The following is a 26,753-nucleotide window of genomic DNA, read 5'->3' as shown; positions in this document are numbered from 1 at the left end:
GATAGATATCCAATCACGTTGGACGCTCACTCAGTTCCACAACGATACCGTATTGGCTCTTCAACTGCTCCTCATGAGTGACGATGATCAAGCAAAGAACGTTTAGCGTCAGCCACTCGACAGTCCTTCGCGCTTTGTCTCGTCCAATGGTAATACCGGGCTGTGGATTCAGGAAATCCAGATCGCCCACCCGCAGTTGCCTTTCGGCGCTTTCTACGAAGATTTGCTGATCTGAGACCCGAGCGCGGGATCCGACGGGCGCCCGGCGTCCTTGCGGGTTCCCTGCTATTAATCAATGGGTGTTCGAGTTCAATCGGGAGCGCCCCATGAGTCCATCCATTCGCATCGGCATCGTCGACGATCACCCGATGTTGCGTGAGGGCGTGGCCAACACCCTGAAAAAACGCGCGGACCTGCAGGTGGTGGAGCAGGGCGCCAGTGCCCAGGACGCCATGGACATTGCCCAGCGCGAGCATCCGGATGTGATGCTGATGGACGTCAATATGCCCGGCGATGTGTTCGCTGCCGTGCGCTTTATTGCGACTGAGCTGACGGATATCAAGGTGCTGATGCTGACGGTGTCCGAGTCGGAAAACGATGCGTTCCTGGCGCTGGAGGCCGGGGCGCGTGGCTATGTGCTCAAAGGCATTAGTGGTCCGCAGCTGGTGCAGGCGATCCGCTCAGTGGCCAAGGGCGAGACCTTCGTCACTCCCGAGTTGGCCGACAAGCTGCTGAGCCATATCAAGAAGCATGAGGCGGACGTGCAGAAGTTCGACCTGACGCCACGGGAAGAGGAGGTGATCCGCGAAGTGGCCAAAGGGCTGACCAATCGCGAGGTGGCGGATCTTCTGGCGATCAGTGAAAAAACCGTCAAGCACCACATGTCCTGCGTGATGCAGAAGCTGAACGCGCGCAATCGTGTCGAAGCGGTCACGGCCCTGCGCCGGTATTGGGAGCACGAAGCGATCGGGCGCCTGCACCTGGGCGCCGATCCCCGCAACTAGAGTCTGAACTGGGCGCTGACCGAGGTGCCCGAGGCACTTGAGTCGATGTTGAACAGTCCCCCCAGCGACTCCACCCGATAACGCAACCCGGCCAGGCCCAGGCGGGTGCGGCCGGCTGTCCTCGGCTGCATGGCATCCTCCACCATGCCCGGTCCACTGTCGCGCACGCTGATGTCCAGCAAGCCGTTGACGTAGCGCGCCTGAATCACCTGGCCTTCGCCATTGGCATGACGAAAGGCGTTGTTCAGGGTTTCCTGGACGAACCGGTACAGGCACAGCTTGAGCGGCAGCGGGGCAACCTTGGGCAGCGGCCCGAGTAGTAGCTTGACGCTGGTGCCGGTGCGCTGCTCGTGCCGTTGCGCTACCAGTTGCAACTCCTGCACCAGGCTCAGGTCGTTGATTTCCGGGAGCGCCAGGCCGCGTGACAGGTCGCGGACCTCGCGCAGGGCGTCGGTGGCGGCGCCGCGAATGGTTTCCATGGATTCCTGATCGACCGCCGAGCAGTTTTCCGCCAGGTCATCGAGGCGGATCAGGATCAAGGTCAGCAGTTGCGCGGGGCCGTCGTGCAGGTCGGCACCGATGCGGCGCAAGGTCAGTTCGTTGACCCGGGAAAACTCCTGGGTCGCCGTCGCCACTTTATGCTGGAGTTCGGCATTGCTGGCGTGCAGCCGGGTTTGCTCCTGCAACCGCGCCTCCAGGGCGACTTGTTGGCGCTGGATGATCTTGTCGCCGCGTCGGACGATGAAAAACAACAGCGTGAGCATCGCCAGGGTCGCGGCGCCAACCACCGCCCATACCTGCTGCCGTACGCGATTGATCTCGCGCTTGAGGCTGCCGGCTTTTTCATAGAACTCGCCGACGGCGATGACTTTCAACGAGCTGGAATCGCGCAGCGGCGCGTAGATCTCATAGAGCGGCACGTCCAGCTTGCGCTCGTACTCGTTCTCATCCTGGGTCAGCCCTTCCAGATCGGTGACCACCTTGCCCTTGAGGGCCTCGGTGATTTCATCGGGTGCGAACTTGTGATTGGTGATGGCTTTATTGGTGCTGTAGACCACCGTGCCGTCGGCGCGCCAGATCTTGATCGAGGCAATGTGCTGTTTCATGGCCCGGCTCTGGGTCACGCGGTCCAGGGCCTGGATGCTTTCCGGCGACAACAGGTTGTCATCGCTCATGTCCTGCACGTAGGGCTCGAGGAAGGTGTCCATGTACTGCGCCCCGGCCTCGGCGGCGCTCTGCACCGCGGCATTTTCGATGCGTTCGCTGACCAGCTTGCCGACGAAGAACATGGTCAGGCCGAGAATCACGGTTGCCGCGATCACGAACTGGGTCGAGTGGCTGAGCTTTTGCGCGTGGCCGCTGAACCGGTGGTGCCACAGGCCGTGGCGCTCGGGTGCTGGCGCAGTGGCGCCGTGCTGGGGGATTTTTGCGTCTTTGGTCATCGTCGGTCATCCGCAGACTGACAGGAGTGAGCGCACAGGCTTTGTGCTCACTCAAGACGATAGTTGGTTTCTCGGCCGGTAGACATTCAGGTGGTGCGCGTCATCGTTGACGTTCTTCGCTGGCAAGCCAGCTCCTACAATGTGCGTGGTGATCACACCCTCTGCACCCACCACCAATCCCCCTGTAGGAGCTGGCTTGCCAGCGAAAAATCTCAGACCGCCGCGTACATCCAGACAGCACGCGTCATCGTTGACGTTCATCGCCAGCAAGCTGGCTCCTACAGGTTCTCCACCAACCACTCACTGAAGCTTTTGGCCAGCGGATTATTCTCACTGTCGCGATGGGTCAACAACGCCCAGTTCGGGCCGCGAATGGTTTGGTCGACCAGAGGCTGCAACAGCCCATTGTCCCGCGCCTGGCGGCTCAATAACTGGCTGACCAGGGCGATGCCCAAACCGCTGCAGGCGGCGTCGAGCAGCAGGCCGGGGTCGGAGAAGTTGAGGCCCTGTTCCTGTTGGCCGACATCGACCCCGGCCTCCACCGCCCAGTGGTTCCAGTCCATTTCCCGTTCGCCGTGCAGGGTGGTGCGCTGCTCCCGCGGTTGCGCCAGCACGCTGGGGTGGCAGGCGGGGTAGAGGCGGTCGTGGTGCAGCACTTTGAAGCTGCATTCGGCCTGGGAACTGATGTCGTCGCGCACGGCGAGGTCGATGGTCTGGCTGCTCATTTCCGGCACTTCATCGGTGCTGAAAATCCACAGGTCAACCTCCGGATGCTGGCGGCGGAAATCGCCGAGGCGCGGCAGCAGCCAGTGGCGGGCGAAGGCCGGGGTGGTGTTGAGCACCAGTTGGTTGGGTTTCTGGTATTGACCCAGGCGGCGGATGCCCACCGCCAGTTGCTGCAGCAGGGCCTGGGTGGTGCTCAGCAGGTCGTGGCCGGCATCGGTCAGGTACACCGCGCGTCCGCTGCGGATAAACAGCGGTTGTTCGAGGTAGGCCTCGAGGCTGCGAATCTGCTGGCTGATGGCCGACTGGGTCAGGCTCAACTCGGCGGCGGCCTTGTGGAAACTGCCGAGGCGGGCGGCGGCTTCAAAGCCACGCAGGGAACTGAGCGGCGGCCAGTGCTTGAGCATATTGATAAGTTCCTCTAATCACTTTTCTACTAAATCCATCGTTTGTTTGCCGGTTTTCAGCGCCGTAGCATGCATGCCAGCACCCAGCAGACTCTTTTCATTGAACACAATGACTTAACTCAAAGGTACTTGTCATGCAGCACAACAACAATCACAACAGCGCCTGGATGATGCCCGCCGAGTGGGCCCGACACGCCGCGACCTGGATGGTCTGGCCGCACAATCAGGCCTTGTGGGAGTCGGGTTGGGGCGTGACCCTGAGCCAGGTGCAGGAAGATTTCGCTCGCGTCGCCAATGCAATTGCCCGTTTCGAACCGGTGAAAATGGTCGTTGATCCCTCGGCGGTGACCCGGGCCAAGGCCTTGTGCGGGCGGAACATCGAGCTGATCGAACTGGCCGTCAACGACAGCTGGTGCCGTGACTCCGGCCCGAGCTTCGTCTGCCACCCGCAACTGGGCCTGGCTGGCGTCAGTTGGCGTTTCAACGCCTGGGGCGGCAAGTCGGCCCACGACCTCGACGAAAGCCTCGCCCGCCGTGCCCTCAATAAGCTCGGCCTGGAGTGCTTCGGCACTGCGCTGAGCAACGAAGGCGGGGCGATTCACGTCGATGGCGAAGGGACGCTGATCACCACCGAATCGGTGCTGCTCAACCCCAACCGCAATCCTGGTGTGAGCAAGGCTGAAATCGAAGAGATCTTCAGCCGTCTGCTGGGCGTGACCAAGACCATCTGGCTGCCGGGCGATCCGGACTATGTCACTGGCGACATGACCGACGGCCACGTCGACGGCGTCTGTGCCTTTGCTCGCCCCGGCGTGCTGCTGGTGGACGCAACCCGCGACCAGAGCTCGGTGTACGCCGAAGTGGTGCGCGAGAACCGTCGCGCCCTGCAACTGGCCCGCGATGCCAAGGGCCGCTCGTTCGAACTGATCGAGCTGTATGAAGCCAGCGAAGCGGTGGACACCGAGGCCGAAGTGTTCTGCGCCTCCTACACCAACTTCTACATCGCCAATGGCGCGATCATCATGCCGGCCTACGGCATCGAGGCCGACCATGCGGCAGCCGAGGTACTTGCGCAGGCTTTCCCGGGGCGCGAAATCGTCCCGGTGCAGATCAACCACCTGGCCCATGGCGGCGGCGGGGTGCATTGCATCACCCAGCAACAGCCGGCCTGGCCGCTGGAGGGTTGATGCCATGAGCCTGTTGACCATCGCTACCACCCAGATGCCGTGCTCCTGGGACCTGCAACACAACCTCGACCAGGCCGAACAGCTAGTGCGCGAGGCCGCGGCCAAGGGCGCCCAGGTGATCCTGCTGCAGGAGTTGTTCGCCACCCCGTATTTCTGCATTGAACAGCGCCATCAACATTTGGCCCTGGCCCAGGAGTACGGCGACAGCCCGATCCTGCAACGTTTCGCGGCGCTGGCCAAAGAGTTGGGCGTGGTGCTGCCGCTGAGTTGGTTCGAGAAGGCCGGCAACGCCTATTTCAATTCATTGAGCGTGGCCGATGCCGATGGCCGCTTGCTGGGGGTCTATCGCAAGACCCATATCCCCAACGCCATCGGCTATCAGGAGAAGGAATACTTCAGCCCCGGCGATACCGGATTCCGGGTTTGGGACACCGCGTTCGGCCGCCTCGGCGTAGGCATCTGCTGGGACCAGTGGTTCCCCGAGACCGCCCGCTGCCTGGCCTTGATGGGCGCCGAGGTGCTGCTGTTTCCCACGGCCATCGGCTCGGAACCCGGCTGCGCCGACCTCGATTCCCGCGATCACTGGCAGATGACCATGCGCGGTCATGCGGCGGCGAACATCTTGCCGGTGGTGGCGTCGAACCGGGTTGGCAACGAAGTGGCGACCAGCGATGCCGGCCTGCAGATGAAGTTCTACGGCTCGTCATTTATCTGCAACCACAAGGGCAAGCTGCTCGCCGAGGCCGACCGCGACAGCACCGGCATGCTGCTGCACGGCCTGGACCTGGCGGCGATGCGCGAAGAGCGCCTGAGCTGGGGCATCTACCGCGACCGCCGGCCGGAAATGTACGGCGCCTTGCTCAGCTATGACGGTCGTCAACTCAATGCACGCTGGAACACCCAGGGGGTTTGATATGCGCATGTCCCACAGCTTGTTGCTGGCGGCCCTGATCGCCGCCGCACCGACCTTGCACGCCGAAGAGAAAACCCTGCGCCTGTACAACTGGGCCGACTATTTTGCCGAAGACACCTTGAGCCGTTTCACCGCCGAAACCGGGATCAAGGTGATCTACGACGTGATGGACGGTAGCGAGACCCTGGAAGCCAAGATGCTCGCCGGCAACAGCGGCTACGACCTGATCTTCCCCGGCGACACCGTGGCCGAGCGGCTGATGCGCGCCGGCAGCCTGATGCCGCTGGATCCGGCCAAACTCACCGCGCTCAACGACATCGAACCGGGTTTGCAGAAGCTGCGCAGCCACTACGTGCATTCGAACCAGGCCACGGTGCCCTACACCTGGGGCACCATCGGCCTGACCTACAACGCCGAGCAGATCAAGCAGCGCATGCCCGACGCGCCGGTCAACAGCCTGGACATGCTGTTCAAACCGGAGTTGGCCAAGCAGTTCGCCGATTGCGGGATCTCGATCATCGATTCGCCGGACGAAGTGCTGGCAGTGGTCCTGCACTACCTGGGTCGTGAGCCGCGCAGTGGCAAGCGCGAGGACCTGGCGGCGGCCAGCGAGCTGCTGGGCAAGCTGCGACCCTATGTGCGCAAGTTTCAGTCGCAGCCGGTCACCGACCTGGTCAACGGCAACCTGTGCCTGTCCCTGGGCTACAGCGGTGACATGACCCAGGCCCAGCGCACCGCCGACAGCGCCGGCAAGCCGGTGCACTTCCAGTACCGGGTGCCGCGCGAAGGCACCACGGTGTGGATGGACACCATGGCGATCCCGGTGGACGCGAAACACCCGGAATACGCCTATACCTTTATCAACTTCGTGATGCGCCCGGAAAACATGGCGGCCATCAGTAACTTCACCGGCTACCCGACCTCCAACGCCAAAGCTCGGCCGCAAGTCGATGCAAGCATGCGCAACAACCCGGATATCTACCTCGATGAGGCCACTTACGCGCGGCTGATTCCGGGCCAGGACATCCACCAGGCCGACATGCGTGCGCGCATGCGCACCTGGACCAAATTCAAGACGGCCACCGGCCAGTGAACATCGATCAACAGTCAAGGGAACAACAGATGCCGACGCGTCGACACTTCATCAAACAGGCCTCGGTGATTGCCGGGCTCGGCGCCATGGCGGCCAGCGGCCTCGGCCTTGGTCTATCGTCACGCTCGGTGCTGGCCGCTACCGGCAGTCAGTGGTACATGCCCGACGAAGGCGAGCGCCACCAGCAGGCGTTCATCGCCTTCGGTGCCCAGGACGCGATCTGGGAAGACTTCACCGGCGACGTGCAAGCGGCGCTGGGGCGGATTGCCCGGGCCATCGCCGACTTCGAACCGCTGACCGTGTTCTGTCGTAAAAGCGAGCGGGCGTTGGCCGAAGAGCATTGTGGCAGCCACAACGTCACCTACGTCATTACCGAGCTGGACGACATCTGGATGCGTGATATCGGCGCCAACTTTGTCGTCGATGGCCAAGGTGGGCTGGGGGCGGTGGATTTCAACTTCAACGGCTGGGGCAACAAACAGCAGCATGACGACGACGCGCAGGTGGCGCGGCTGGTCAGCGATACGGTCGGTGCGCGTTACCTGAGCACCGAGCTGGTGGGCGAGGGCGGTGGTATCGAGGTCGATGGCCATGGCACCGGGATCATGACCGAAAGCAGCTGGATCAACCGCAATCGCAACCCGGACTGGAGCAAGGCCGAGGTCGAGCAGGAGCTGAAAGAACGCCTGGGCCTGCGCAAGATCATCTGGTTGCCTGGGATCAAGGGCAAGGACATCACCGATGCCCACGTCGATTTCTATGCGCGCTTCGTCGCCCCCGGGGTGGTGATCGCCAACCTCGACACCGATCCCGACTCCTACGACCGCAAGGTGACCCTGGCTCACCTGGAGATTCTCAAACAGGCCACCGACGCCGATGGCCGCAAGCTGCAGGTGCACACCGTTTCGCCGCCGCTCAAGCCGCGCAGCAGTCGTTTCAGCAAGAACAACCCGGATTTCGCCGCCGGCTACATCAACTATTTCGTGATCAACGGCGCGGTGATCGCTCCCGAGTTTGGCGACAAGAAGGCCGATGCCGCGGCCCATGACCTGCTGTCCGAGTTGTACCCGGACCGCGAGATCGTGCAGCTGAATATCGACGCGATCAGCGCCGGTGGCGGCGGGATTCATTGCGTGACCAGTCATCAGCCACAGGTTTGAGGCAACGCCGTTCGCGCCCGGTTTACACCACCGGGCAGCGTACGGGTGCCGGCCAGGCGATTCACCGGTACAATGCGCGATTCGACCGTGACAGCCTGACTAAAAAAATATGTCCTTGCCCAAGCATCACCTGGAATTGCTCAGCCCCGCCCGCGATGTCAGCATCGCCCGCGAGGCCATTCTGCATGGCGCCGACGCCGTGTACATCGGCGGCCCGAGCTTCGGCGCGCGTCACAACGCCTGCAACGAAGTCAGCGATATCGCCCAGTTGGTGGAGTTCGCCCGTCGTTACCACGCCCGGGTCTTCACCACCATCAACACCATCCTCCACGACAACGAACTGGAGCCGGCGCGCAAGCTGATCCACCAGTTGTACGACGCCGGCGTCGATGCGCTGATCGTCCAGGACCTGGGCGTGATGGAGCTGGACATTCCACCGATCGAGCTGCACGCCAGCACCCAGACCGACATCCGCACCCTGGCCCGGGCCAAGTTCCTCGACCAGGCCGGTTTCTCGCAGCTGGTATTGGCCCGTGAGCTGAACCTGCAGGAAATCCGTGCGATCGCCGACGAGACCGATGCCGCCATCGAGTTCTTCATCCACGGCGCCCTGTGCGTGGCCTTCTCCGGCCAGTGCAACATCTCCCACGCGCAGAACGGCCGCAGCGCCAACCGTGGCGATTGCTCCCAGGCCTGCCGCCTGCCGTACACCCTCAAGGATGACCAGGGGCGTGTCGTTGCGTTCGAAAAACACCTGCTGTCGATGAAGGACAACAACCAGAGCGCCAACATCCGCGCCCTGGTCGAGGCCGGCGTGCGCTCGTTCAAGATCGAAGGGCGCTACAAGGACATGGGCTATGTGAAGAACATCACCGCCTACTACCGCCAGCGCCTCGACGACGTGCTCGAAGACCGCCCGGACCTGGCCCGCGCTTCCAGCGGCCGCACCGCGCACTTCTTCCTGCCGGACCCGGAAAAGACCTTCCACCGCGGCAGCACCGACTATTTCGTCAGCGACCGCAAGATCGACATCGGCGCCTTCGACACCCCGACCTTCACCGGCCTGCCGGTGGGTGTGGTGGAAAAAGTCGGCAAGCGCGACATGCAAGTGATCACCCACGAACCGCTGTCCAACGGTGACGGCCTCAACGTGCTGGTCAAGCGCGAAGTGGTGGGGTTCCGCGCCAACATCGCTGAAGCCCGTGGCGAGTTCCTCGATGACGGCGAAAAGCGTTATCGCTACCGCGTCGAGCCCAACGAGATGCCGGTCGGCCTGCACAACCTGCGACCGAACCATCCGCTGAGCCGCAACCTCGACCACAACTGGCAGCAAGCCCTGCTCAAGACCTCCGCCGAGCGTCGTATCGGCCTGGAATGGGTGGCGCGCCTGCGTGAAGAGCGCCTGGAACTGACGGCTACCAGCGAGGAGGGCATCCGTGCCAGCGTCGCGTTGGAAGGGCCGTTTGGCGCCGCCAACAAGCCGGAGCAGGCGTTGGAGCAACTGCGCGATCTGCTGGGCCAGCTGGGCACCACCGAGTACCACGCCACTGACATCAAGCTCGATGCGCCGACGGCGTTCTTCGTGCCCAATTCGCAGCTCAAGGCCTTGCGCCGCGAAGTCATCGAGGCGCTGACCGCGGCCCGTGTTGCCGCCCATCCACGGGGTGGACGCAAGGCCGAGACCTCGCCGCCACCGGTGTACCCGGAGTCGCACCTGTCGTTCCTGGCCAACGTCTACAACCAGAAGGCCCGGGATTTCTACCATCGCCACGGAGTCAAGCTGATTGATGCGGCGTTCGAGGCCCACGAGGAAACCGGCGAAGTCCCGGTGATGATCACCAAGCATTGCCTGCGTTTCTCCTTCAACCTGTGCCCGAAACAGGCCAAGGGCGTCACCGGTGTCAAGACCAAGGTCGCGCCGATGCAACTGATCCACGGTGACGAAGTGCTGACCCTGAAGTTCGACTGCAAACCCTGCGAAATGCACGTGGTGGGCAAGATCAAGGGCCACATCCTCGACCTGCCGCAACCCGGCAGCGTGGTTGGCTACATCAGCCCGGATGACCTGCTCAAGACCATTCCTCGCGCTCCGCATTGATCGACGCATGACCCTGTAGGAGCTGGCTTGCCAGCGAAAGAGTTGACGCGGTGGGGCTGCTGGCCTCTTCGCGAGCAAGCTCGCTCCTACAGGTTCGGTGTTGGGCACACATCCTGCGGATGTCCACAACCCCCTGTAGGAGCTGGCTTGCCAGCGAAAGAGCTGATGCGGTGTGGCTGACGGCCCCATCGCGAGCAAGCTCGCTCCTACAGGTCCTGGGTTGGACACAAATTCAGCGGTCCACCGCCACCCATCCGGCCAACAATAATGGCCATTTCGATCCCCTTTTGGCCAACCCCCCACTGTGTTCCCGCGCCAGCCTCGGCAAGAATCAGACCCAAGTGGCCGATTCGAGCATGCGCACGGGTGACAACAACAAACCGCATGCCCGGCCCTTGGCTATTGTTCAACCCGCTGCCGTTCATAGAACATAAAAACCGTCGAACTGACGCCGCACTTGGGGAAGCCATTCATGGTCACGATCAAACGTATTCTGGGCGCCACAGTCTGTGGGCTGACGCTGCTGGCCAGCGCCGTGCAAGCCGAGCAACGGGAGTTGAGGGTGTACAACTGGGCGGACTACATTCTGCCGTCGGTGCCCAAGGACTTCGCCAAACAGAGCGGGATCAAGGTCACCTGGGACACCTTCGATACCAACGAGTCGCTGGAAGCCAAACTGCTCACCGGTAACTCCGGTTATGACCTGGTGGTGCCGTCGAACCAGTTCCTCGAGACCCAGATCAAGGCCGGGGTGTTCCAGAAACTCGACAAATCCAAGCTGCCGAACTGGCAGCACCAGGACCCGGAACTGCTCAAACTGTTGGCCAAGAATGACCCCGGCAACCAATACGGCGTGCCCTACATGGTTGGCACCGTGCTGATCGGTTTCAACCCGGCCAAGGTCAAGGCGGCGCTGGGTGAGAATGCCCCGGTGGACAGCTGGGACCTGGTGTTCAAGCCCGAGAACATGGAAAAACTCAAGGCTTGCGGCGTAGCGATGCTCGATTCGCCCACCGAAATCCTGCCGCTGGCCCTGCATTACCTGGGCCTGGACCCCAATAGCCAGAACCCGGAAGACTACGAAAAAGCCAAGGAACTGATGCTCAAGGTTCGCCCGTACGTGACCTATTTCAACTCGGCCAAGTACATGACCGACATCGCCAATGGCGATATCTGCGTGGCGATCGGTTACTCGGGCAGCTTCTATCAGTTCGGCAATCGGGCCAAGGAAGCCGGCAACGGCGTGGTGGTGGACTACCGTCTGCCAAAGGAAGGCGCGCCGATCTGGTTCGACACCTTCGCCATTCCAAAGAGCGCGAAGAATGTCGCCGAAGCCCATGAATTCCTTAACAATTTACTCGACCCTAAAGTCATCGCGCCGATCAGCGATTTCCTGGGCTACCCGAACGCCAACAAAGACTCGCTGGCGCTGATCAACAAGGAAATCACTGGTAACCCGAACCTGACGCCGACCCCCGAGGCGCTGAAAAAACTGTACGTGGTGCAGCCGCTGCCGCAGAAGATCGAGCGGGTGCGGACTCGGGTCTGGACCAGCATCAAGTCCGACAAGTAGCCCGAGCGCCAGGCCGCCACAGCTGTTGGCGGCCAAAGGCGTTGCACAAATGTTCTAAACGTCACCGCACAAATCAGGCACAGTTGGCCAGGCGCATTGGCCGCGCAGGACCTTGGGTGGAGTTACCGTGAACGATCAGCACTGGATCGAACTGTCACAGGATGCCGATACCGGTATCGAGTCGATCCGCGCGCATTTCCAGGGCCACGCCTACGACCCGCACTGGCACGACAGCTTTCTGGTGGGCGTCACCGAGCAGGGCGTGCAGCAGTTCAACTGCCGGCGGATGAAGCATCTGAGTACGCCGGGCAAGGTGTTCATGCTCGAGCCTGGGGAGATCCACGACGGCCATGCGCCGACCGAGGAAGGCTTCACCTACTCGATGCTGTATTTCGATCCGGATTGGCTGGAGCGCGAACTGCGCAGTCTGTTCGAGCAGGCGCCGGCCAGCGCGCAGTTGGGCTTCGCCGACACCTTGAGCCAGGATCCACACTTGGCAATCGCCATCACCCAGGCCTTCCAGGCGCTGCATGAGGGCGACCTGCGCATCGTCCGCCAAAGCGCCACCGATAACCTGCTGAGCGCGATGACCCGGCATCTGGACTGGCGCCAGCGCCTGCCGGTTGACCCGCGTCTGCCACGGGTGGCGCAAGTGGCCCGCGATTACTTGCAGGCCCATGCCTTTGAAGACATCGGCCTGGATCAACTGGCGCAGGTCTGTGGGGTTGATCGTTTTCGCCTCAGCCGGGCATTCAAGGCCGCCTTCGGCCTGGCGCCCCATGCCTACCTGATCCAATTGCGCCTGGCCAAGGCGCGCCTGTGGCTGGCCCGTGGCGAAACGCCGGCGCAGGTCGCCAGCGCCCTTGGGTTTGCCGATCAGAGCCACTTGGGGCGCTGGTTCCGCCGAGCTTATCGACTGACCCCGGCGGATTACCGCAAGCGCTGCTCAAACCTTCCAGACTGAAGCACCGCCGGCGACGACCATGGACTCCTGTCTGTTCAAGGAGCCTTTGCCATGCTGTCACTGCTGCCGTTTCTGCTGTTCGCCTTCGTTGCCTCAATCACCCCCGGCCCGACAAATATCCTCGTGCTCAGCCACAGCGCCCGGCGCGGCCTGGGGGCGACGCTGCCATTGATCATCGGCGCCTGCGTCTCGGCGGCCTTGGTGGTGCTGGTGGTCGGGCTCGGTCTGGGGGAAACCCTGCTGCGTTTTCCCAGGGTGCAGCTGGCGATGACCTGGGCCGGGGTGCTCTGGTTGAGCTGGCTGGCCTGGCAGATTTTTCGCAGTCCGCCGCCGTCTCTGGATGCAGGCGACACGCCGGACCGGGGCTTGAGTGTGCTGGCAGGCGCCGGGCTGCAGGTGATCAATCCCAAGGTGTGGATGATGGCGGTGGCCGTCGCCAGTGTGTTCGCCGGCGAAGGTGCGCAGACGGCGCGCCTGCTGCTGTTGTCGGCGCTGTTCCTGATGGTCTGCCTGCCGTGCATGACGGTCTGGGCACTGCTCGGCGTGGGCAGCGCCCGGGTGCTGAGTTCGCCCGTAGCGTTCAAGCGCATGAACCACGGCCTGGCGCTGTTGCTGCTGCTGTCGGCCTGGCTCGGGGTGCTGCTCTAGAGACCGAGCACCTCGTTGCAGACGTGCCGGAGGCAGGCGCGCAACCAGCGATGGGCCGGGTCGGCGTCCATCCGTGGGTGCCAGATCATCGACAGTTGAATAGTCGGTGTGGGCAGGGGCAGATCGAAGCTGAAGCAATCGTTGCGCAGGTGCCGGGTGTGGCGCTCGGGCAGCGTGGCGATCAACTCCGAGTCGCGGGTCAGTGCCAGCGCCGCGGAAAAGCCGCTGACCAGACTCACCACCTCGCGCTGCCAGCCCTGCTGGTTGAATGTGTCGTCCAGCAGGCCGGTGGCCAGTCCCCGCCGCGAGACCAGAATGTGTTGGCCGTTGATGTAGCGTTCGGCGGTGATTGCGCCCTGGCTCAAGGGGTGGCCGTTGCGCACCACGCCGACGAAGCGATCCTCGAACAGGATCCGGCTGTGCAGTTCCGGACGGGTCGCGGGGTCGACCACGCCGGTGTCGAGGTCGACACTGCCGTCGCGCAGGGGCGTGCTGTCCTTGTTCAACTTTTGCAGGAAATACAGGCGCACGCCGGGCGCTTCCTGACGCAGACGCTGGATCAGCGCCGCGCCGAAGTTTTCGACGAAACCGTCGCTGGTGCGCAGGGTGAAGGTGCGCACCAACTGGCTCAGGTCCAGTTGTTCAACGGGCCGCAGCAGGTTTTGCGCTTCGTCCACCAGTCGTTGCACCCGCTCGCGCAACTCGATGGCCCGGGGCGTCGGCACCAGGCCGCGCCCGGCGCGCACCAGCAGCGGGTCGCCGGTGACCTTGCGCAAGCGCGCCAGCGCCCGGCTCATGGCCGAGGGGCTCAGGTGCAGACGCTGGGCGGCGCGGGCGACGCTGCCTTCGGCGAGCAGGGCATCGAGGGTGATCAGCAGGTTCAGGTCGGGAAGGGACATAGCGCAACGGTAGCACGCTTGGCGATGACATGGCGTTACATGCAGCTATCAAGTGCAATTGCTGCATCTTCCGCCTGATAAGTGCCGGGCATAGGCTGTGATTGAAAGCCTTTGTGGAGTCTTCCGGCATGAACAACATCACTTCAACCACGGCAGTCGACGACGCGCGGCTAATCCCATCAAGCCGCTGGATCCTCGCCAGCCTGGGGCTGTCGACCTTGCTGCCGTCCCTCGACACCAGCATCGCCAATGCCGGGCTGCCGGTGCTGGCCCGGACCTTCGACGCTTCCTTCACCCAGGTGCAATGGGTGGTCCTGGCCTACTTGCTGAGCATTACCGCGCTGATCGTTGGCGCCGGGCGCCTGGGCGATCTGCTGGGTCGGCGCCGCCTGCTGCTGATCGGCATCGGCCTGTTCAGCGCCGCTTCGCTGCTCTGTGGCCTGGCACCCAGCCTCGGCTGCCTGCTCGCCGGGCGGGCGATCCAGGGGCTGGGCGCGGCAATCATGCTGGCGCTGGGCATGGCGCTGGTCGGCGATGCGGTGCCCGAGGCCCGGCGTGGCAGTGCCATGGGCCTGCTGGGCTCGATGTCGGCGCTGGGGACGACACTCGGGCCATCATTGGGCGGACTGTTGATTGCCAGTGTGGGCTGGCAGGCGATTTTCCTGATCAACCTGCCGCTGGGGCTGCTCAATTCGGCGCTGGTATGGCGTTATCTGCCGGCGGATGGGCCGCGCACACCGGCGCGTTTTGATTGGCCCGGAACCCTGCTGCTGGCGCTGACATTGGGCTGTTTTGCGCTGGCCATGACCTGGGGGCAGGGTGCCCTGCTAATGCCAACGGCAGTGGGGAGCGCCCTGTTTATCTGGCGCCAGGCACGGGCCAGGGCGCCGCTCATCAGCTTGCAAGCGCTGGGCAACCGCCAACTCAGTGCCGGCCTGGGCATGACGCTGTTGGTGTCGACCGTGATCATGTCGACCCTGGTGGTCGGCCCGTTCTACCTCAGCCAGGGCCTGGGACTCGCTCCACTGGCGGTCGGCCTGGCGCTGTCGGCAGGGCCGTGCGTCGCAGCACTGTGCGGGGTGCCGGCGGGACGTCTGGTGGATCGCCGTGGTGCAGCCGCCATGACCCGCGCCGGCTTGTTCGGCATGGCCTGCGCTTCAAGCCTGCTGGCGTGGCTGCCGCTTGAGGCCGGGATCGTCGGCTACCTCGCGCCGATCCTGCTGCTGACCGCCAGCTACGCACTGTTCCAGGCTGCCAACAACAGTCGGATCATGGGCGCGATAGATGCGCAGCAGCGCGGCGTAGTGGCCGGCTTGCTCAGTCTGTCGCGCAATCTGGGGTTGATCAGCGGGACGGCGGTGATGGGCAGCGTATTTGCCCTGGGCGCCGGCACCCGCGAACTGATCACCGCCGCGCCAACCGCGTTGGCCACCGGGTTGCACTGGACGTTTGCGTTGGCTGCGGGGTTGATGGTGTTGGCGCTGGTGATTGGATTGCGGCCGTCAGACCTGCGCCCCGGCCGCATCTGATACGCTTTTTTACAGCGCACCTGCCGCTGTTTTCAACACAGCCCAAGCCTCACACTGCCCGGGCAACCTGCGATCAATTGTGTGGAGGCCACATGCTCAAGATGTCGATGTTTCTCGGTGGATTTCTGGTTCTGACCATCCTGCTCGGCGCGCTGGCCACCATCTCTCCGGTATAGCCAGTACTGGGCCGGCTCCTTGCTCGAGGGGGCCGGCTGTCAAACCTTGTAATAACTCTGCTGTCGGAAACAACTGATAGCACTGTAGGATCATGGGCCGAATTCAATCAAAGGTCCGTATGAACACCCTCCTGGAGCCTCCCAGTCCCGCGTTTCACTCGCTCAATCTGCTTTCCCCGGTCATCGCCCTCAGGCTTGAACCGCTCACGTTGAACGTGCGCCGTTCGTTCGCTGCCTTGCGCACATCACCCTTTATCCAGACGAAAACCGCCCCTACCTTCCGTAGCAGGGTGGCGCAGTGTCGTGCGCGTCAATCGTTCAACCTGATTCGAGAGAGCAAATAATCCCTATGGAATGGATTGCGGATCCCACGGCCTGGCTTGGCCTGTTGACCCTGATCGTGCTGGAGCTGGTGCTCGGTATCGACAACCTGGTGTTTATCGCCATTCTCGCCGACAAATTGCCGCCCCATCAGCGTGACCGCGCCCGGGTGATCGGCCTGTCGCTGGCGTTGCTGATGCGTCTTGGCCTGTTGGCCAGTATCTCGTGGATGGTGACCCTTACCGAGCCGTTGATCGAAGTGTTCGACAAGGTGTTCTCGGGTCGCGACCTGATCATGCTGTTCGGTGGTGTGTTCCTGTTGTTCAAGGCCACCATGGAGTTGCACGAACGCCTCGAAGGCCACGTCGCCGTGCGTTCGGGCAATGCCGCCTACGCCATGTTCTGGCCGATCGTCGCGCAGATTGTGGTACTCGACGCAGTGTTCTCGCTGGACGCGGTGATCACCGCGGTGGGCATGGTCGAGCACCTGTCGGTGATGATGATTGCGGTGGTGTTCTCCATCGGCCTGATGATCATCGCCAGCAAGCCGCTGACCCGTTTCGTCAACAGCCACCCGACCGTGATCATGCTGTGTCTGGGCTTCCTGATGATGATCGGTTTCAGCCTGACGGCCGAGGGCCTGGGTTTCCATATTCCCAAGGGCTACCTGTACGCCGCCATTGGCTTCTCGATCCTGATCGAGCTGTTCAACCAGTTGGCCCGTTCGCGTCGCAAGAAAAGCCTGCAAGGCCATCGGCCGATGCGTGAACGCACCGCCCATGCGGTGTTGCGCCTGATGGGTGGGCGCAGCATCAGCGCGGATGAAGTGGGTGAGGAAATCGTCGACATGCTTGAGGGTGATGAGCCGGCGCAGGTGTTCGACCGTCGCGAGCGAATCATGATCAGCGGCGTGCTGCAACTGGCCGAACGGCCGATCCGCAGTGTCATGACCCCGCGTGCCGAGGTCGATCACATTGACCTGGGCGACAGCGCCGAGGACATCCGTACCACCCTGATGCATTCGTCCTATTCGCGCTTGCCGCTGATCCGCGAGGGCCGGGTCGACGAGCCGCTGGGCTTCGTGCACAAGAAGGAATTGTTGAAGGAGCTGCTGGCCGGTAACCAGCCGGACCTGGAGGCCATGGCCCGCAAGGCAATCAACCTGCTGGACAGCTTCTCGATCCTCAACGCCCTGGAACAGATGCGCAAGGAGTCGACGCACATCGCCTTCGTGGTCAACGAGTTCGGTGATTTCATCGGCATCCTGACCATGACCGACATCCTCGAATCGATCGCCGGCGAGCTGCCCGATGCCAGCGAAATCGAGGGGCCGAACATCGTCACCCAGGACGACGGCTTCCTGGTCAGCGGTGCGCTGAACCTCAATCAGGTGCGCCAGCACACCGGTTTCCAGGCCAAGGCCACCGATGATTATCAGACCCTGGCCGGGCTGGTGATGAGTCTGCTGGATCGCCTGCCGATGATTGGCGACACCCTGACCTGGGAGGGCTGGACCCTCAAGGTGGTCGAAGTCGAAGAGCGGCGCGTAACCCGGGTCTTGCTCAGCAAGGCGTGAGTGCCAGGCCATTGCGGCCGCTGATATTCGTCAGCGGTCGCAACCTTCAACTACTTTAAGGGAGAGAAACAGCCCGCCACGTCACTCCAGCGACCGCACCAGGAGGCATGCCCATGCTGACCCGCGCCATTCCCAGCAGCGGCGAGTTGCTGCCCATCGTCGGCCTGGGCACTTGGCGCGGGTTCGATGTCGAGCGCGCCGACCCCGCCTGTCGACCTTTGGCCGAGGTGCTTGAAGCGCTATTTGCCAAGGGCGGCACCCTGATCGACAGCTCACCGATGTACGGTCATGCCGAACAGACCAGTGGTGAGTTGCTGTCGATCCATGAGCCACGTTCGCCTGCATTCCTCGCCACCAAGGTCTGGACTCGGGGCCGTAAGCAGGGCATCGCGCAGATGGAGCAATCCTTCCAGCGCCTGCAAACCCAACGCATCGACCTGATGCAAATCCATAATCTGCTGGACTGGCAAACGCACCTGCCGACGTTGCGTGAATGGCAGGCTGCCGGGCGCATTCGCTACATCGGCATCAGTCATTACTCGGCATCGGCCTACGACGAGATCGAAGCGCTGCTCAAGGCCGAACGCCTGGATTTCCTGCAGATCAACTACGCCATCGATGATCGAACTGCCGAGAAACGCCTGTTGCCGCTGTGTCGCGAGCGCGGCGTGGCGGTGATCTGCAATCGACCGTTTGGTGGCGGTGACCTGTTGGCGCGGCTCAAGGGCAAGCCACTGCCGGGCTGGGCCGGGCAAGTTCAGGTGACGACCTGGGCGCAACTGGCGTTGAAATTTGTCCTGTCTCATTCGGCGGTGACGTGTGTCATTCCCGGTACCCACCGACCGCGAGCCATGAGTGAAAACGCCGGTGCTGGTTTCGGCTCGATGTTGACCGGGGCGCAGCGCGAGCAGTTGATCGACCTGATCCGTTGACTGTGCTGAATTCGTCATCGACTTGAGCTAAACCGATCAAGCCTTGCACGGTGCAATGGGCGAGGCTGGACGGTCTGTTCAAGGAGCTGACTATGATCCGACTGTCCCTGGCTGAAGCTCGCGAGCTGGCCGAATCGATCCTGCTGCACAACGGTTTCAATCCTGCCCACGCCGCAGCGGTGACCGCCACTGTGATTGCCGGCGAGCGCGATGGCTGCGCGTCCCATGGCTTGTACCGGATTCTTGGCTGCGTCAATTCGCTGCGCGCTGGCAAGGTCTCGGCCGATGCCGAGCCCAAGGTGATCGACCAGGCGCCGTCGATTGTGCGGGTCGATGCCGGCGGTGGGTTTTCGCAACTGGCGTTCCAGGCCGGCTTGCCGCTGCTGGAGGAAAAGACCCGGGCCAACGGCATTGCGGCCTTGGCAATCAATCATTGCGTGCATTTTTCCGCGCTCTGGGTGGAGATCGAACAGCTGACGGCGGCGGGGCTGGTGGCCCTGGCGTGCAACCCGAGCCACGCCTGGGTTGCACCCGCCGGCGGTAATAAGCCGGTGTTCGGTACCAACCCGATTGCCTTTGGTTGGCCGCGTGCCGGCAACGACCCGTTTGTTTTCGACTTCGCCACCAGCGCGATTGCCCGTGGCGATATTGAACTGCATCGGCGTGCCGGCAAGGCGATTCCCGAGGGCTGGGGCGTGGACGCTCAGGGGCAGCCGAGCACCGACGCCAATGTGGTCCTCGATACTGGTGCGATGCTGACCTTCGGTGGGCACAAGGGCTCGGCCTTGGCGGCCATGGTGGAGTTGATCGCCGGACCCTTGATCGGCGACCTGACCAGCGCCGAGTCGCTGGCTTACGACGCCGGCAGCAAATCGTCGCCGTACCATGGCGAGCTGATTATTGCCCTGGATCCATGGCGCTTTCTGGGGGATGCCACGGAACAGCATCTGGCCCGGGCTGAGGTGTTGTTCGAGGGTATTGAAGGGCAGGGCGCGCGGCTGCCGTCGCAGCGGCGCTATCAGGCGCGGGCGCGCAGTCTGGTCGAGGGGGTGCAGATCCCAGAGGCGCTGTATAACGATTTGAGGGCGATGTTGGCCTGAAATACAGCGGATGGTCGATGACCTCCGTAGGAGCTGGCTTGCCAGCGAACCAAACGACGCGGTGTCTCAGAATCACCGCCTTCGCCGGCAAGCCGGCTCCTACAGAGATTGTGCAAGCACCACAGCATTTGTGTTCACGCCACTGTAGGAGCTGGCTTGCCAGCGAAGAGGGTGTGTCAGTCACCGATGATGTCGGCTATGCCACGGCCTTCGCCGGCAAGCCGGCTCCTACAGGAGCCGTGTCGCACATAAATCCAACCTATGCCCATTGGGTAGCCGTTAGAGGTGGATAGGTCCGAGCTCCCTGCGCCCATCCACCAACCGCTCGATCCCCAGCGGATTGCCATTCTGCAGCGCTTCAGGCAACAGTTCATCCGCACAGTTCTGGTAGCACACCGGACGCAGGAACCGCTCGATCGCCAGGGTTCCGACCGAGGTGCCGCGGGCGTCGGAGGTGGCCGGATAAGGGCCGCCGTGAACCATGGCGTCGCACACTTCAACGCCGGTCGGGTAACCGTTGAACAGGATCCGCCCGACCTTCTGCTCCAGCAGCGGCAACAGCATCCCATAGGCTTTCAGGTCGCCAGGTTCGGCGATCAGTGTGGCCGTGAGTTGCCCGTGCAAACCCTGCAGCGCTTGCAGCAACTCGGCCTGATCGGCGACTTCCACCAGCACGGTGGTCGGGCCGAAGACTTCTTCCTGCAGCAGCGGATCATCCTTGAGCAACACGCTCACATCGGCCTGGAACAGCTGTGGCTGCGCCTGATTACCTTGCTGTGCAGCCCCGGCCAGGTGCTTGATTTGCGGATGGCTGTGCAAGGCCTGGAAGCCCTTGGCATAGCTGGCGAGGGTGCCGGCATTGAGCATGGTCTGCGCCGGTTGCTCGGCCATTCGCGCGCTAAGCTGCTCGACGAACTCGCTGAATTCGCTGCTGCGCAGACCGATCACCAGACCCGGGTTGGTGCAGAACTGGCCGCAGCCTTGCACCACCGAAGCCGTCAGTTCACTGGCGATTTTCTCGCCGCGCACCTGCAAGGCTTCGGGCAACAGCAGCACCGGGTTGATGCTGCTCATCTCGGCAAACACCGGGATCGGCTGTGGCCGGGCGGCGGCCATGTCGCACAGGGCACGACCGCCCTTGAGCGAGCCGGTGAAGCCCACGGCCTGAATTGCCGGGTGCTTGACCAACTGCTCGCCGACACCGGCACCGTAGATCATGTTGAACACGCCCTTGGGCATGCCGGTTTGCTCGGCGGCACGGATGATCGCATCGGCCACTTGCTCGGCGGTCGCCATGTGCCCGCTATGGGCCTTGAACACCACCGGGCAGCCGGCGGCCAGCGCAGCAGCGGTGTCACCACCGGCGGTGGAAAAGGCCAGGGGGAAGTTACTCGCGCCGAACACCGCGACCGGGCCGACGCCGATCCGGTACTGGCGCAAATCGACCCGTGGCAGCGGCTGGCGCTCGGGCAGGGCGCGGTCAATGCGCGCGCCGTAGAAATCGCCACGACGCAGGACTTGGGCGAACAGGCGCATCTGGCCGCTGGTGCGTGCGCGTTCGCCCTGGATGCGGGCGCTGGGCAATGCGGTTTCCCGGGTGACCAGCGCGACGAAGTCATCACCCAGGGCGTCGAGTTGGGTGGCGATGGCATCGAGGAAATCGGCGCGGCGGCTGGCGGACAGATTGCGAAAGACTGGGTAGGCGACTGCGGCGGCCTGGGCGGCGGCATCCACTTCGGCGGTGCTGGCCTGGATGAAAGCGTAGGGCAGTGCTTCGCCGGTGTGGGCGTCATGGCTGTGCAGGGTGACGGTGCCAGCGGCACTGCGGGTCCCGCCGATGTAGTTGTGGCCGAGGATGTCGGGCATGGTAAAGCTCCAGTTGAACCCCTGTAGGAGCGAGCCTGCTCGCGATGTTCGCCCGGACGACGCGTTAATCCAGACAGCACGCGTTATCGTTGACGTTCTTCGCGAGCAAGCTCGCTCCTACAGGGGGAAGGTCAAATTTAGGCCAACGAATCAGCCCGACGTGCATTGCCGCTCGCAGGCTCCAGCGCGGCCTTTCGCGCCGCCGCCTCGGCATCCACCTGATGCAGCGACTTGCCGCGAGTCTCGCGGGTCAGGCCGACGGCGACGATGGAGATCAGCGCGGCGCCCACCAGGTACCAGGCGATGGGGGTCGAGCTGTGGTACTTGTTCAGCAGGGTGATGGCGATCAACGGTGCCAGCGAGCCGGCGAAGATCGGCGCGACCTGGTAGCACAGCGACAAAGCGGTGTAGCGCACATGGGTCGGGAACATCTCGGCCATCAGCGCCGAGTAGGGCGCGTAGGTCATCGACTCAATGGCCAGGCCCAGGGTGATGGCCGCCATGATCAGCCAGTTGTTGCCGGTGTCCATCATCGGGAAGCCGACAAAACCCCAGAACGCAGTGAGCACGGCGCCGACCAGGTACACCGGCTTGCGTCCCACCAGATCCGACAGATAGCCCATCAGCGGAATCAGGAAGAAGTGCAGCAGGTGCGCACCGAACATCAGCAACAGGATTTCCGAGGTGTCCTTGTGCACCACCAGCTTGAGGTAGGTGATGGAGAAGGTGACCACGGTGTAGTAGAGGATGTTTTCGGCAAAGCGCGCGCCGATTCCCACCAGCACCGCGCGCCAGTGGTGACGCAACACTTCCACCACGCCCAACTGTTGCTGCTGGGTCTGCGCCTGACGCGCCTGGGCCTCCTTGAAGATCGGCGCATCGTCGACACTGGTGCGGATCCAGTAGCCGATCAGCACCACCACCGCCGAGAACCAGAACGCCACGCGCCAGCCCCAGGCGAGAAAATCCTCCTGCGACAGATTCGACGACAACAGCAGCAGCGCCACGGTCGCCACCAGGTTGCCGGCCGGCACCCCGGCTTGCGGCCAGCTGGCCCAGAAGCCGCGACGATTGTCCGGGCAGTGTTCCGACACCAGCAGAATCGCGCCGCCCCATTCGCCGCCAAAGGCGAAGCCCTGGATCAGTCGCAGCAGCACCAGCAAAATCGGTGCGGCGTAGCCGATCTGGTCGAAGCCGGGCAAACAGCCCATCAGGAAGGTGGTGATGCCGACCACCACCAGGCTCAGTTGCAGCAGGCGTTTGCGGCCGAACTTGTCGCCATAGTGACCGAACACCAGGCCACCCAGCGGCCGGGCGAGAAAGCCTACGGCGTACAAGGCGAAGGCGGCGATGATGCCGTCGATGGGATTGTCGGTCTGGCGGAAGAACAACTGGCCGAAGACCAGTGCCGAAGCGGTGCCATAAAGGAAGAATTCGTACCACTCGGCAACGGTGCCGGCCATGGCGGCAGCGACGACACGTTTGAGTCCGGCGGGGCTGGTTGCGCGATGGGTGGGTTGAGCGTTGGGCATGCTGACGTTTCCTGTAGGGGCGCAAAAACAGGCAGCCGGGCCGGACCTGCGAGGGTCCGCCCGGCACTCACTCAGAGACCGACGTCCGGCAACTGCGGACGATTGGCCAGGGCCTTGGCCATGATCTGCTCGACGAATACCCGGTCGGCTTCCGGCAGGGCCAGGCGCGGTGGACGGGTCAACGCGCTGCCGCGACCGGCAATGGCTTCGCAGAGCTTGATGCACTGCACCAGGTCGGCACGGGCATCGAGGTGCAGGATCGGCATCAGCCACTCATAGATCGGCATGGCTTCGGCGTAACGGCCGGCCTTGGCCAGGCGGAAGATGGTTTCGCCTTCTTTCGGGAACACGTTGGACATCCCCGAGACCCAGCCTTCGGCGCCGACGGCGAGGCTTTCCAGCACCACATCGTCGAGGCCGGCGAACAGCACGAAACGGTCGCCGACTTCATTGCGAATGTCGATGAAGCGTCGGGTATCGCCGGAGGAGTCCTTGAAGCACACCACGTTGTCGCAGTCGGCCAGGGCAATCAGGATGTCCGGGGTGACGTCGTTTTTGTAGATCGGCGGGTTGTTGTAGACCATCAGCGGCACGTCGGCATTCTTTGCCACGTAGCGGTAGTGCTCGGCGGTCTCGAATGGCTTGGAGCCGTAGACCAGCGCCGGCATCAGCATCACGCCGTCGACACCGACCTTGCGCACCGCGTTGGCGACTTTCGCCGCCTGCACACTGGTGAACTCGGCGACGCCGCAGATCACCGGCACCCGACCGCGGGAAGCATCCACCGCGACTTCGGTCACGGCGATTTTTTCTTCAGCGGTGAGCGAGGTGTTTTCCCCCACCGAACCGCAGACCACCAGGCCCGAGACGCCGTCACGGATCACGTTGGAAATGACCTGGTGGGTCTTTTCCAGGTTGATCGAGAAGTCATCGTTGAATTGGGTGGTGACCGCAGGGAATACACCGCTCCAGTTAATGCGCTTGCTCATTGTTGCCTCCGCTGTGTGTTTTGTATTTCGTATACGATATTTGAAATGGCGATGCTGGGATAGTGCTTTTTGCAAAATAAACAGGGGTTTCAGGTGCCGTTGGTCAGCGCTTGCGCTCAGGCGCCGGGCCAGGTGTCGGACAGGCGATAGCCCTGGGGCCAGGGATCGCTCGGATCGAGCAATTGTTGATGGGTGCCAGTGATCCAGGCGCGGCCGCTGATGCAGGGGTAAATCGCCGGGCGGCCGGCGACTTCGGTCAGCGAGTCGATGCGGCAATGGAACTCGGAGCCGAGGATCGAGCGCCCGATAAAACGTTCGCCGACCCCCATCAAGCCCTTGGCGTGCATCACCGCCATGCGCGCCGAACAGCCGGTGCCGGTGGGCGAGCGGTCGATCTTGCCGGGCTGGATTACCACCGCATTGGCGCCTGTGGCAATGCCGTTTTCGCGGACGATGGGGGCGGCGATCTGGCAGAACGAAATATGCGACCAGCCGGGGTTCAGCGGATGGACGAAGCCCAGTTGTTCATTGGCCGCCCGGGTGATTTTCAATCCGATGGCCACCAGGTCCGCGGCTTCATCCGGACGAATCGAGAAACCCAGGGTCTGCGCATCGGCGATCACGAAGCTGTCGCCACCGTAGGCAGTGTCGACCTGCAACGAGCCCAGGCCCTCGACTTCGATCCAGGCGTCAAGGCGGTCGGCGAAGGACGGCACGTTCTTGATCTCCACGCGCTCGACCTTGCCGTCGCGGCAGTCGGCCACCGCTTCGATCAGGCCGCCGGGTGCCTCCAGCACCAGCCGGGTTTGCGGTTCGGTCATCGGCAGGATGCCGCTGTCGAGCAGCACGGTGGCGACGCACAGCGAGTTGGAACCGGACATCGGCGGGGTGTCCGCCGGCTCCATGATGATCCAGCCCATTTGCGCCCGTGGGTCCTTGGCCGGCACCAGCAGGTTGACGTGGCGGAACACGCCGCCGCGCGGTTCGTTGAGGACGAAGTTGCGCAGGGTGTCGTCCTGCGCGATCCAGCGTGATTGTTCCCATAGGGTGGCGCCGGGCGGTGGGGCCACGCCGCCGACGATGACATCACCGACCTCGCCTTCGGCGTGGCAGCTGACGATGTGGATGATTTTTGTTGAGCGCATTGCTTGCTCCCTTTGTTGTCATTAAGGGGCTCTTCGCTGGCAAGCCAGCTCCTACGGTGGACGCGTGTATCTGTAGGAGCTGGCTTGCCAGCGAAGAGGCCGCCAGCTATTTCACCGACTTGAGAAACGCTGCAGTTTCAGGCTGCAGCGGATTGCCAATCACCTGATCCGGCGAGCCGATCTCGTGCACCAGGCCATTGCGAAAGAACGCCACGCGGTCGGAAACGTCCCGGGCGAAGCGGATTTCGTGGGTCACCAGGACCATGGTCATGCCGTCTTCGGCGAGCATGCGCATGGTGTCCAGCACTTCGCCCACCAGTTGCGGATCGAGGGCCGAGGTGGCTTCATCGAACAGCATGTAGTCCGGCGACATGGCCAGGGCGCGGGCGATGGCCATGCGTTGTTGCTGGCCGCCGGAAAGCTTGCCGGGGAAGGTCTTGAGCTTGTCGCCCAGGCCGACGTGGGTCAGTTGCTGCACCGCCAGCGCCTCGGCCTCGGCCTTGCTCTTACCCAGCACCTTGCGCGGCGCGAGCATGACGTTTTCCAGCACGGTCAGGTGCGGGAAGGCGTTCCACTGCTGGAACACGATGCCGATCTTCTGCCGCAGACGGTTGAGGTCGGTGCCGTGGCCGTGGACCTCGACGCCGTCGACGCGGATGCTGCCTTTCTGGATCGGCTCCAGGCCGTTGATGCACATCAGCAGGGTGGATTTGCCCGAGCCGGAGCCGCCGATGATCGACACCACCTCGCCCTTGTTCACCGTCAGGCTGACGCCCTTGACCACTTCCAGATCGCCGAAGGATTTGTGTACGTTGTCGATCTCAATCATTTTCTTGCCACCTTCTTTCCAGACGAGCGCCCAGGCGAGCGACCACCAGGCTCATGACGTAGTAGATAAGGCCCGCGATGCACAGCACCAGTAACGGCTCCTGGATGCGGGTGACGATGGTTTGCGAGGCGCGCAGCAGTTCGACGATGCCGATCCACATCACCAGCGCGGTGTCTTTCATCACGCTGAGCACCAGGTTCAGCCAGCCGGGGAAGGCCACGCGGGTGGCGATCGGCAGGACGATCCAGCGCAGGTCCTGCAGGTAGCTCAGGCCCAGCGAGCGACTGGCGCGGCGCAGGGTGAACGGCACCGAAAGCACGCCGCTGCGCACGATCTCGGTGAAGTACGCGGCGGTGTAGGCGCCGAGCACGATGCAGCCGACGCTGAAGGCGCTGATGTTGAGGCCGACGATGCTCTTGAACGAGTTGAACAGCACGAACTGGATCAGCAACGGCACGCTGCGGAATACGTCGAGCACCCAGGCCAGGGGCAGACTGGCCCGTGGCAGCAGGGCGCGCAGCAGGCCGAAGAGCAGGCCGGCGAGCGTACCGAGGATGATCGACCAGAACGTCAATTGCAGGGTGACCCAGGCACCGTCGAGCATGAACAGCAGGTCATTCCAGGAAAAACTGGTGGTAAACATGGGC

The 26,753-nt window shown here is 63.1% G+C and carries 22 protein-coding genes and 1 pseudogene; 14 read left to right on the top strand and 9 right to left on the bottom strand.

Annotated elements, in window-relative coordinates; translation table 11 throughout:
• Positions 1 to 151 precede the first annotated feature (151 nt).
• Positions 152 to 235 (top strand): annotated as a pseudogene (locus ACZYR5_RS15215) (M24 family metallopeptidase); the annotation flags it as partial.
• Between the two features lie 91 nt (positions 236 to 326).
• The gene (locus ACZYR5_RS15210) at positions 327 to 1,004 is read left to right on the top strand and encodes a response regulator (protein ID WP_489090781.1); all 678 of its coding nucleotides are present in this window, start codon (positions 327 to 329) and stop codon (positions 1,002 to 1,004) included.
• Here the strand turns inward: ACZYR5_RS15210 and ACZYR5_RS15205 are convergent.
• Together ACZYR5_RS15205 and ACZYR5_RS15200 are read right to left on the bottom strand one after the other, a co-directional pair.
• Positions 1,001 to 2,446: a sensor histidine kinase gene (locus tag ACZYR5_RS15205; RefSeq protein ID WP_489090780.1), complete on the bottom strand. Its 1,446-nt coding sequence runs from the start codon at positions 2,444 to 2,446 to the stop codon at positions 1,001 to 1,003. The two genes, ACZYR5_RS15210 and ACZYR5_RS15205, sit on opposite strands and share 4 nt — an antisense overlap.
• Before the next feature lie 278 nt (positions 2,447 to 2,724).
• The gene (locus ACZYR5_RS15200) at positions 2,725 to 3,576 is read right to left on the bottom strand and encodes a LysR substrate-binding domain-containing protein (protein WP_489090779.1); all 852 of its coding nucleotides are present in this window, start codon (positions 3,574 to 3,576) and stop codon (positions 2,725 to 2,727) included.
• 134 nt (positions 3,577 to 3,710) lie between these two features.
• Between ACZYR5_RS15200 and ACZYR5_RS15195 the strand changes: the two genes are divergently transcribed.
• The 8 genes from ACZYR5_RS15195 (at position 3,711) to ACZYR5_RS15160 (ending at position 13,212) form a co-directional block, all read left to right on the top strand.
• Positions 3,711 to 4,763, top strand: a complete 1,053-nt coding sequence (locus ACZYR5_RS15195) for an agmatine deiminase family protein (RefSeq protein WP_489090778.1) — start codon at positions 3,711 to 3,713, stop codon at positions 4,761 to 4,763.
• Positions 4,764 to 4,767: 4 nt separating this feature from the next.
• The gene (aguB, locus tag ACZYR5_RS15190) at positions 4,768 to 5,676 is read left to right on the top strand and encodes an N-carbamoylputrescine amidase (RefSeq protein ID WP_489090777.1); all 909 of its coding nucleotides are present in this window, start codon (positions 4,768 to 4,770) and stop codon (positions 5,674 to 5,676) included.
• Position 5,677: 1 nt separating this feature from the next.
• A complete protein-coding gene (locus ACZYR5_RS15185) occupies positions 5,678 to 6,769 on the top strand; it encodes an extracellular solute-binding protein (protein WP_489090776.1) in 1,092 nt (363 codons plus the stop codon).
• A 29-nt stretch (positions 6,770 to 6,798) separates the two neighbouring features.
• Positions 6,799 to 7,929, top strand: coding sequence for an agmatine deiminase family protein (locus ACZYR5_RS15180; RefSeq protein WP_489090775.1), 1,131 nt, complete (start codon positions 6,799 to 6,801; stop codon positions 7,927 to 7,929).
• Positions 7,930 to 8,038: 109 nt separating this feature from the next.
• On the top strand, positions 8,039 to 10,027 hold the full coding sequence (locus tag ACZYR5_RS15175) for a peptidase U32 family protein (RefSeq protein WP_489090774.1): 1,989 nt from the start codon (positions 8,039 to 8,041) through the stop codon (positions 10,025 to 10,027).
• Between the two features lie 472 nt (positions 10,028 to 10,499).
• Positions 10,500 to 11,600, top strand: a complete 1,101-nt coding sequence (locus ACZYR5_RS15170; RefSeq protein ID WP_489090773.1) for a polyamine ABC transporter substrate-binding protein — start codon at positions 10,500 to 10,502, stop codon at positions 11,598 to 11,600.
• Positions 11,601 to 11,727: 127 nt separating this feature from the next.
• Positions 11,728 to 12,564: an AraC family transcriptional regulator gene (locus tag ACZYR5_RS15165; RefSeq protein ID WP_489090772.1), complete on the top strand. Its 837-nt coding sequence runs from the start codon at positions 11,728 to 11,730 to the stop codon at positions 12,562 to 12,564.
• A 51-nt stretch (positions 12,565 to 12,615) separates the two neighbouring features.
• The gene (locus tag ACZYR5_RS15160; RefSeq protein ID WP_489090771.1) at positions 12,616 to 13,212 is read left to right on the top strand and encodes a LysE family translocator; all 597 of its coding nucleotides are present in this window, start codon (positions 12,616 to 12,618) and stop codon (positions 13,210 to 13,212) included.
• Here the strand turns inward: ACZYR5_RS15160 and ACZYR5_RS15155 are convergent.
• Entirely contained in the window at positions 13,209 to 14,111 is a 903-nt protein-coding gene (locus tag ACZYR5_RS15155; protein WP_489090770.1) for a LysR family transcriptional regulator, read from the bottom strand. The genes ACZYR5_RS15160 and ACZYR5_RS15155 overlap by 4 nt on opposite strands.
• Before the next feature lie 128 nt (positions 14,112 to 14,239).
• Here ACZYR5_RS15155 and ACZYR5_RS15150 point away from each other — a divergent pair, with 128 nt between their 5' ends.
• From ACZYR5_RS15150 to ACZYR5_RS15135, 4 genes are all read left to right on the top strand, one after another.
• Positions 14,240 to 15,640, top strand: coding sequence for an MFS transporter (locus ACZYR5_RS15150; RefSeq protein ID WP_489090769.1), 1,401 nt, complete (start codon positions 14,240 to 14,242; stop codon positions 15,638 to 15,640).
• A gap of 525 nt (positions 15,641 to 16,165) precedes the next feature.
• Positions 16,166 to 17,713 carry a TerC family protein gene (locus ACZYR5_RS15145; RefSeq protein ID WP_489090768.1) on the top strand — a complete coding sequence of 516 codons (1,548 nt, stop codon included), beginning with the start codon at positions 16,166 to 16,168 and terminating at the stop codon, positions 17,711 to 17,713.
• A gap of 113 nt (positions 17,714 to 17,826) precedes the next feature.
• Positions 17,827 to 18,645: an aldo/keto reductase gene (locus tag ACZYR5_RS15140; RefSeq protein WP_489090767.1), complete on the top strand. Its 819-nt coding sequence runs from the start codon at positions 17,827 to 17,829 to the stop codon at positions 18,643 to 18,645.
• 92 nt (positions 18,646 to 18,737) lie between these two features.
• A complete protein-coding gene (locus ACZYR5_RS15135) occupies positions 18,738 to 19,745 on the top strand; it encodes an Ldh family oxidoreductase (protein ID WP_489090766.1) in 1,008 nt (335 codons plus the stop codon).
• Between the two features lie 279 nt (positions 19,746 to 20,024).
• Here the strand turns inward: ACZYR5_RS15135 and ACZYR5_RS15130 are convergent, their stop codons facing one another.
• The 6 genes from ACZYR5_RS15130 to ACZYR5_RS15105 form a co-directional block, all read right to left on the bottom strand.
• Complete coding sequence (locus ACZYR5_RS15130) at positions 20,025 to 21,611, bottom strand: aldehyde dehydrogenase (NADP(+)) (protein WP_489090765.1); 1,587 nt, start codon at positions 21,609 to 21,611, stop codon at positions 20,025 to 20,027.
• A 137-nt stretch (positions 21,612 to 21,748) separates the two neighbouring features.
• Positions 21,749 to 23,143 (bottom strand): fosfomycin efflux MFS transporter AbaF, encoded by a 1,395-nt coding sequence (gene abaF / locus ACZYR5_RS15125; protein WP_489090764.1) that lies wholly within the window; start codon positions 23,141 to 23,143, stop codon positions 21,749 to 21,751.
• Between the two features lie 71 nt (positions 23,144 to 23,214).
• A complete protein-coding gene (locus ACZYR5_RS15120; RefSeq protein WP_027618147.1) occupies positions 23,215 to 24,132 on the bottom strand; it encodes a dihydrodipicolinate synthase family protein in 918 nt (305 codons plus the stop codon).
• A 116-nt stretch (positions 24,133 to 24,248) separates the two neighbouring features.
• On the bottom strand, positions 24,249 to 25,277 hold the full coding sequence (locus ACZYR5_RS15115; RefSeq protein WP_489090763.1) for a trans-3-hydroxy-L-proline dehydratase: 1,029 nt from the start codon (positions 25,275 to 25,277) through the stop codon (positions 24,249 to 24,251).
• Between the two features lie 106 nt (positions 25,278 to 25,383).
• Positions 25,384 to 26,106, bottom strand: coding sequence for an amino acid ABC transporter ATP-binding protein (locus ACZYR5_RS15110; RefSeq protein ID WP_489090762.1), 723 nt, complete (start codon positions 26,104 to 26,106; stop codon positions 25,384 to 25,386).
• Positions 26,099 to 26,749, bottom strand: coding sequence for an amino acid ABC transporter permease (locus tag ACZYR5_RS15105; protein WP_489090761.1), 651 nt, complete (start codon positions 26,747 to 26,749; stop codon positions 26,099 to 26,101). The genes ACZYR5_RS15110 and ACZYR5_RS15105 overlap by 8 nt, the downstream gene beginning before the upstream one ends.
• Between the last annotated feature and the right edge of the window lie 4 nt (positions 26,750 to 26,753).

Source organism: Pseudomonas sp. F007 (assembly GCF_057814275.1).
The sequence above is the reverse complement of the archived record's forward strand: the minus strand, read 5'-3'. Positions and strand labels throughout refer to the sequence as shown.

Bases quoted from the DNA above. Each gene is read 5' to 3' on its own strand.
- ACZYR5_RS15210 (WP_489090781.1), top strand. From the start codon at position 327: ATGAGTCCATCCATTCGCATCGGCATCGTCGACGATCACCCGATGTTG.
- ACZYR5_RS15205 (WP_489090780.1), bottom strand. From the start codon at position 2,446: ATGACCAAAGACGCAAAAATCCCCCAGCACGGCGCCACTGCGCCAGCA.
- ACZYR5_RS15200 (WP_489090779.1), bottom strand. From the start codon at position 3,576: ATGCTCAAGCACTGGCCGCCGCTCAGTTCCCTGCGTGGCTTTGAAGCC.
- ACZYR5_RS15195 (WP_489090778.1), top strand. From the start codon at position 3,711: ATGCAGCACAACAACAATCACAACAGCGCCTGGATGATGCCCGCCGAG.
- aguB (WP_489090777.1), top strand. From the start codon at position 4,768: ATGAGCCTGTTGACCATCGCTACCACCCAGATGCCGTGCTCCTGGGAC.
- ACZYR5_RS15185 (WP_489090776.1), top strand. From the start codon at position 5,678: ATGCGCATGTCCCACAGCTTGTTGCTGGCGGCCCTGATCGCCGCCGCA.
- ACZYR5_RS15180 (WP_489090775.1), top strand. From the start codon at position 6,799: ATGCCGACGCGTCGACACTTCATCAAACAGGCCTCGGTGATTGCCGGG.
- ACZYR5_RS15175 (WP_489090774.1), top strand. From the start codon at position 8,039: ATGTCCTTGCCCAAGCATCACCTGGAATTGCTCAGCCCCGCCCGCGAT.
- ACZYR5_RS15170 (WP_489090773.1), top strand. From the start codon at position 10,500: ATGGTCACGATCAAACGTATTCTGGGCGCCACAGTCTGTGGGCTGACG.
- ACZYR5_RS15160 (WP_489090771.1), top strand. From the start codon at position 12,616: ATGCTGTCACTGCTGCCGTTTCTGCTGTTCGCCTTCGTTGCCTCAATC.
- ACZYR5_RS15155 (WP_489090770.1), bottom strand. From the start codon at position 14,111: ATGTCCCTTCCCGACCTGAACCTGCTGATCACCCTCGATGCCCTGCTC.
- ACZYR5_RS15150 (WP_489090769.1), top strand. From the start codon at position 14,240: ATGAACAACATCACTTCAACCACGGCAGTCGACGACGCGCGGCTAATC.
- ACZYR5_RS15145 (WP_489090768.1), top strand. From the start codon at position 16,166: ATGGAATGGATTGCGGATCCCACGGCCTGGCTTGGCCTGTTGACCCTG.
- ACZYR5_RS15140 (WP_489090767.1), top strand. From the start codon at position 17,827: ATGCTGACCCGCGCCATTCCCAGCAGCGGCGAGTTGCTGCCCATCGTC.
- ACZYR5_RS15135 (WP_489090766.1), top strand. From the start codon at position 18,738: ATGATCCGACTGTCCCTGGCTGAAGCTCGCGAGCTGGCCGAATCGATC.
- ACZYR5_RS15130 (WP_489090765.1), bottom strand. From the start codon at position 21,611: ATGCCCGACATCCTCGGCCACAACTACATCGGCGGGACCCGCAGTGCC.
- abaF (WP_489090764.1), bottom strand. From the start codon at position 23,143: ATGCCCAACGCTCAACCCACCCATCGCGCAACCAGCCCCGCCGGACTC.
- ACZYR5_RS15120 (WP_027618147.1), bottom strand. From the start codon at position 24,132: ATGAGCAAGCGCATTAACTGGAGCGGTGTATTCCCTGCGGTCACCACC.
- ACZYR5_RS15115 (WP_489090763.1), bottom strand. From the start codon at position 25,277: ATGCGCTCAACAAAAATCATCCACATCGTCAGCTGCCACGCCGAAGGC.
- ACZYR5_RS15110 (WP_489090762.1), bottom strand. From the start codon at position 26,106: ATGATTGAGATCGACAACGTACACAAATCCTTCGGCGATCTGGAAGTG.
- ACZYR5_RS15105 (WP_489090761.1), bottom strand. From the start codon at position 26,749: ATGTTTACCACCAGTTTTTCCTGGAATGACCTGCTGTTCATGCTCGAC.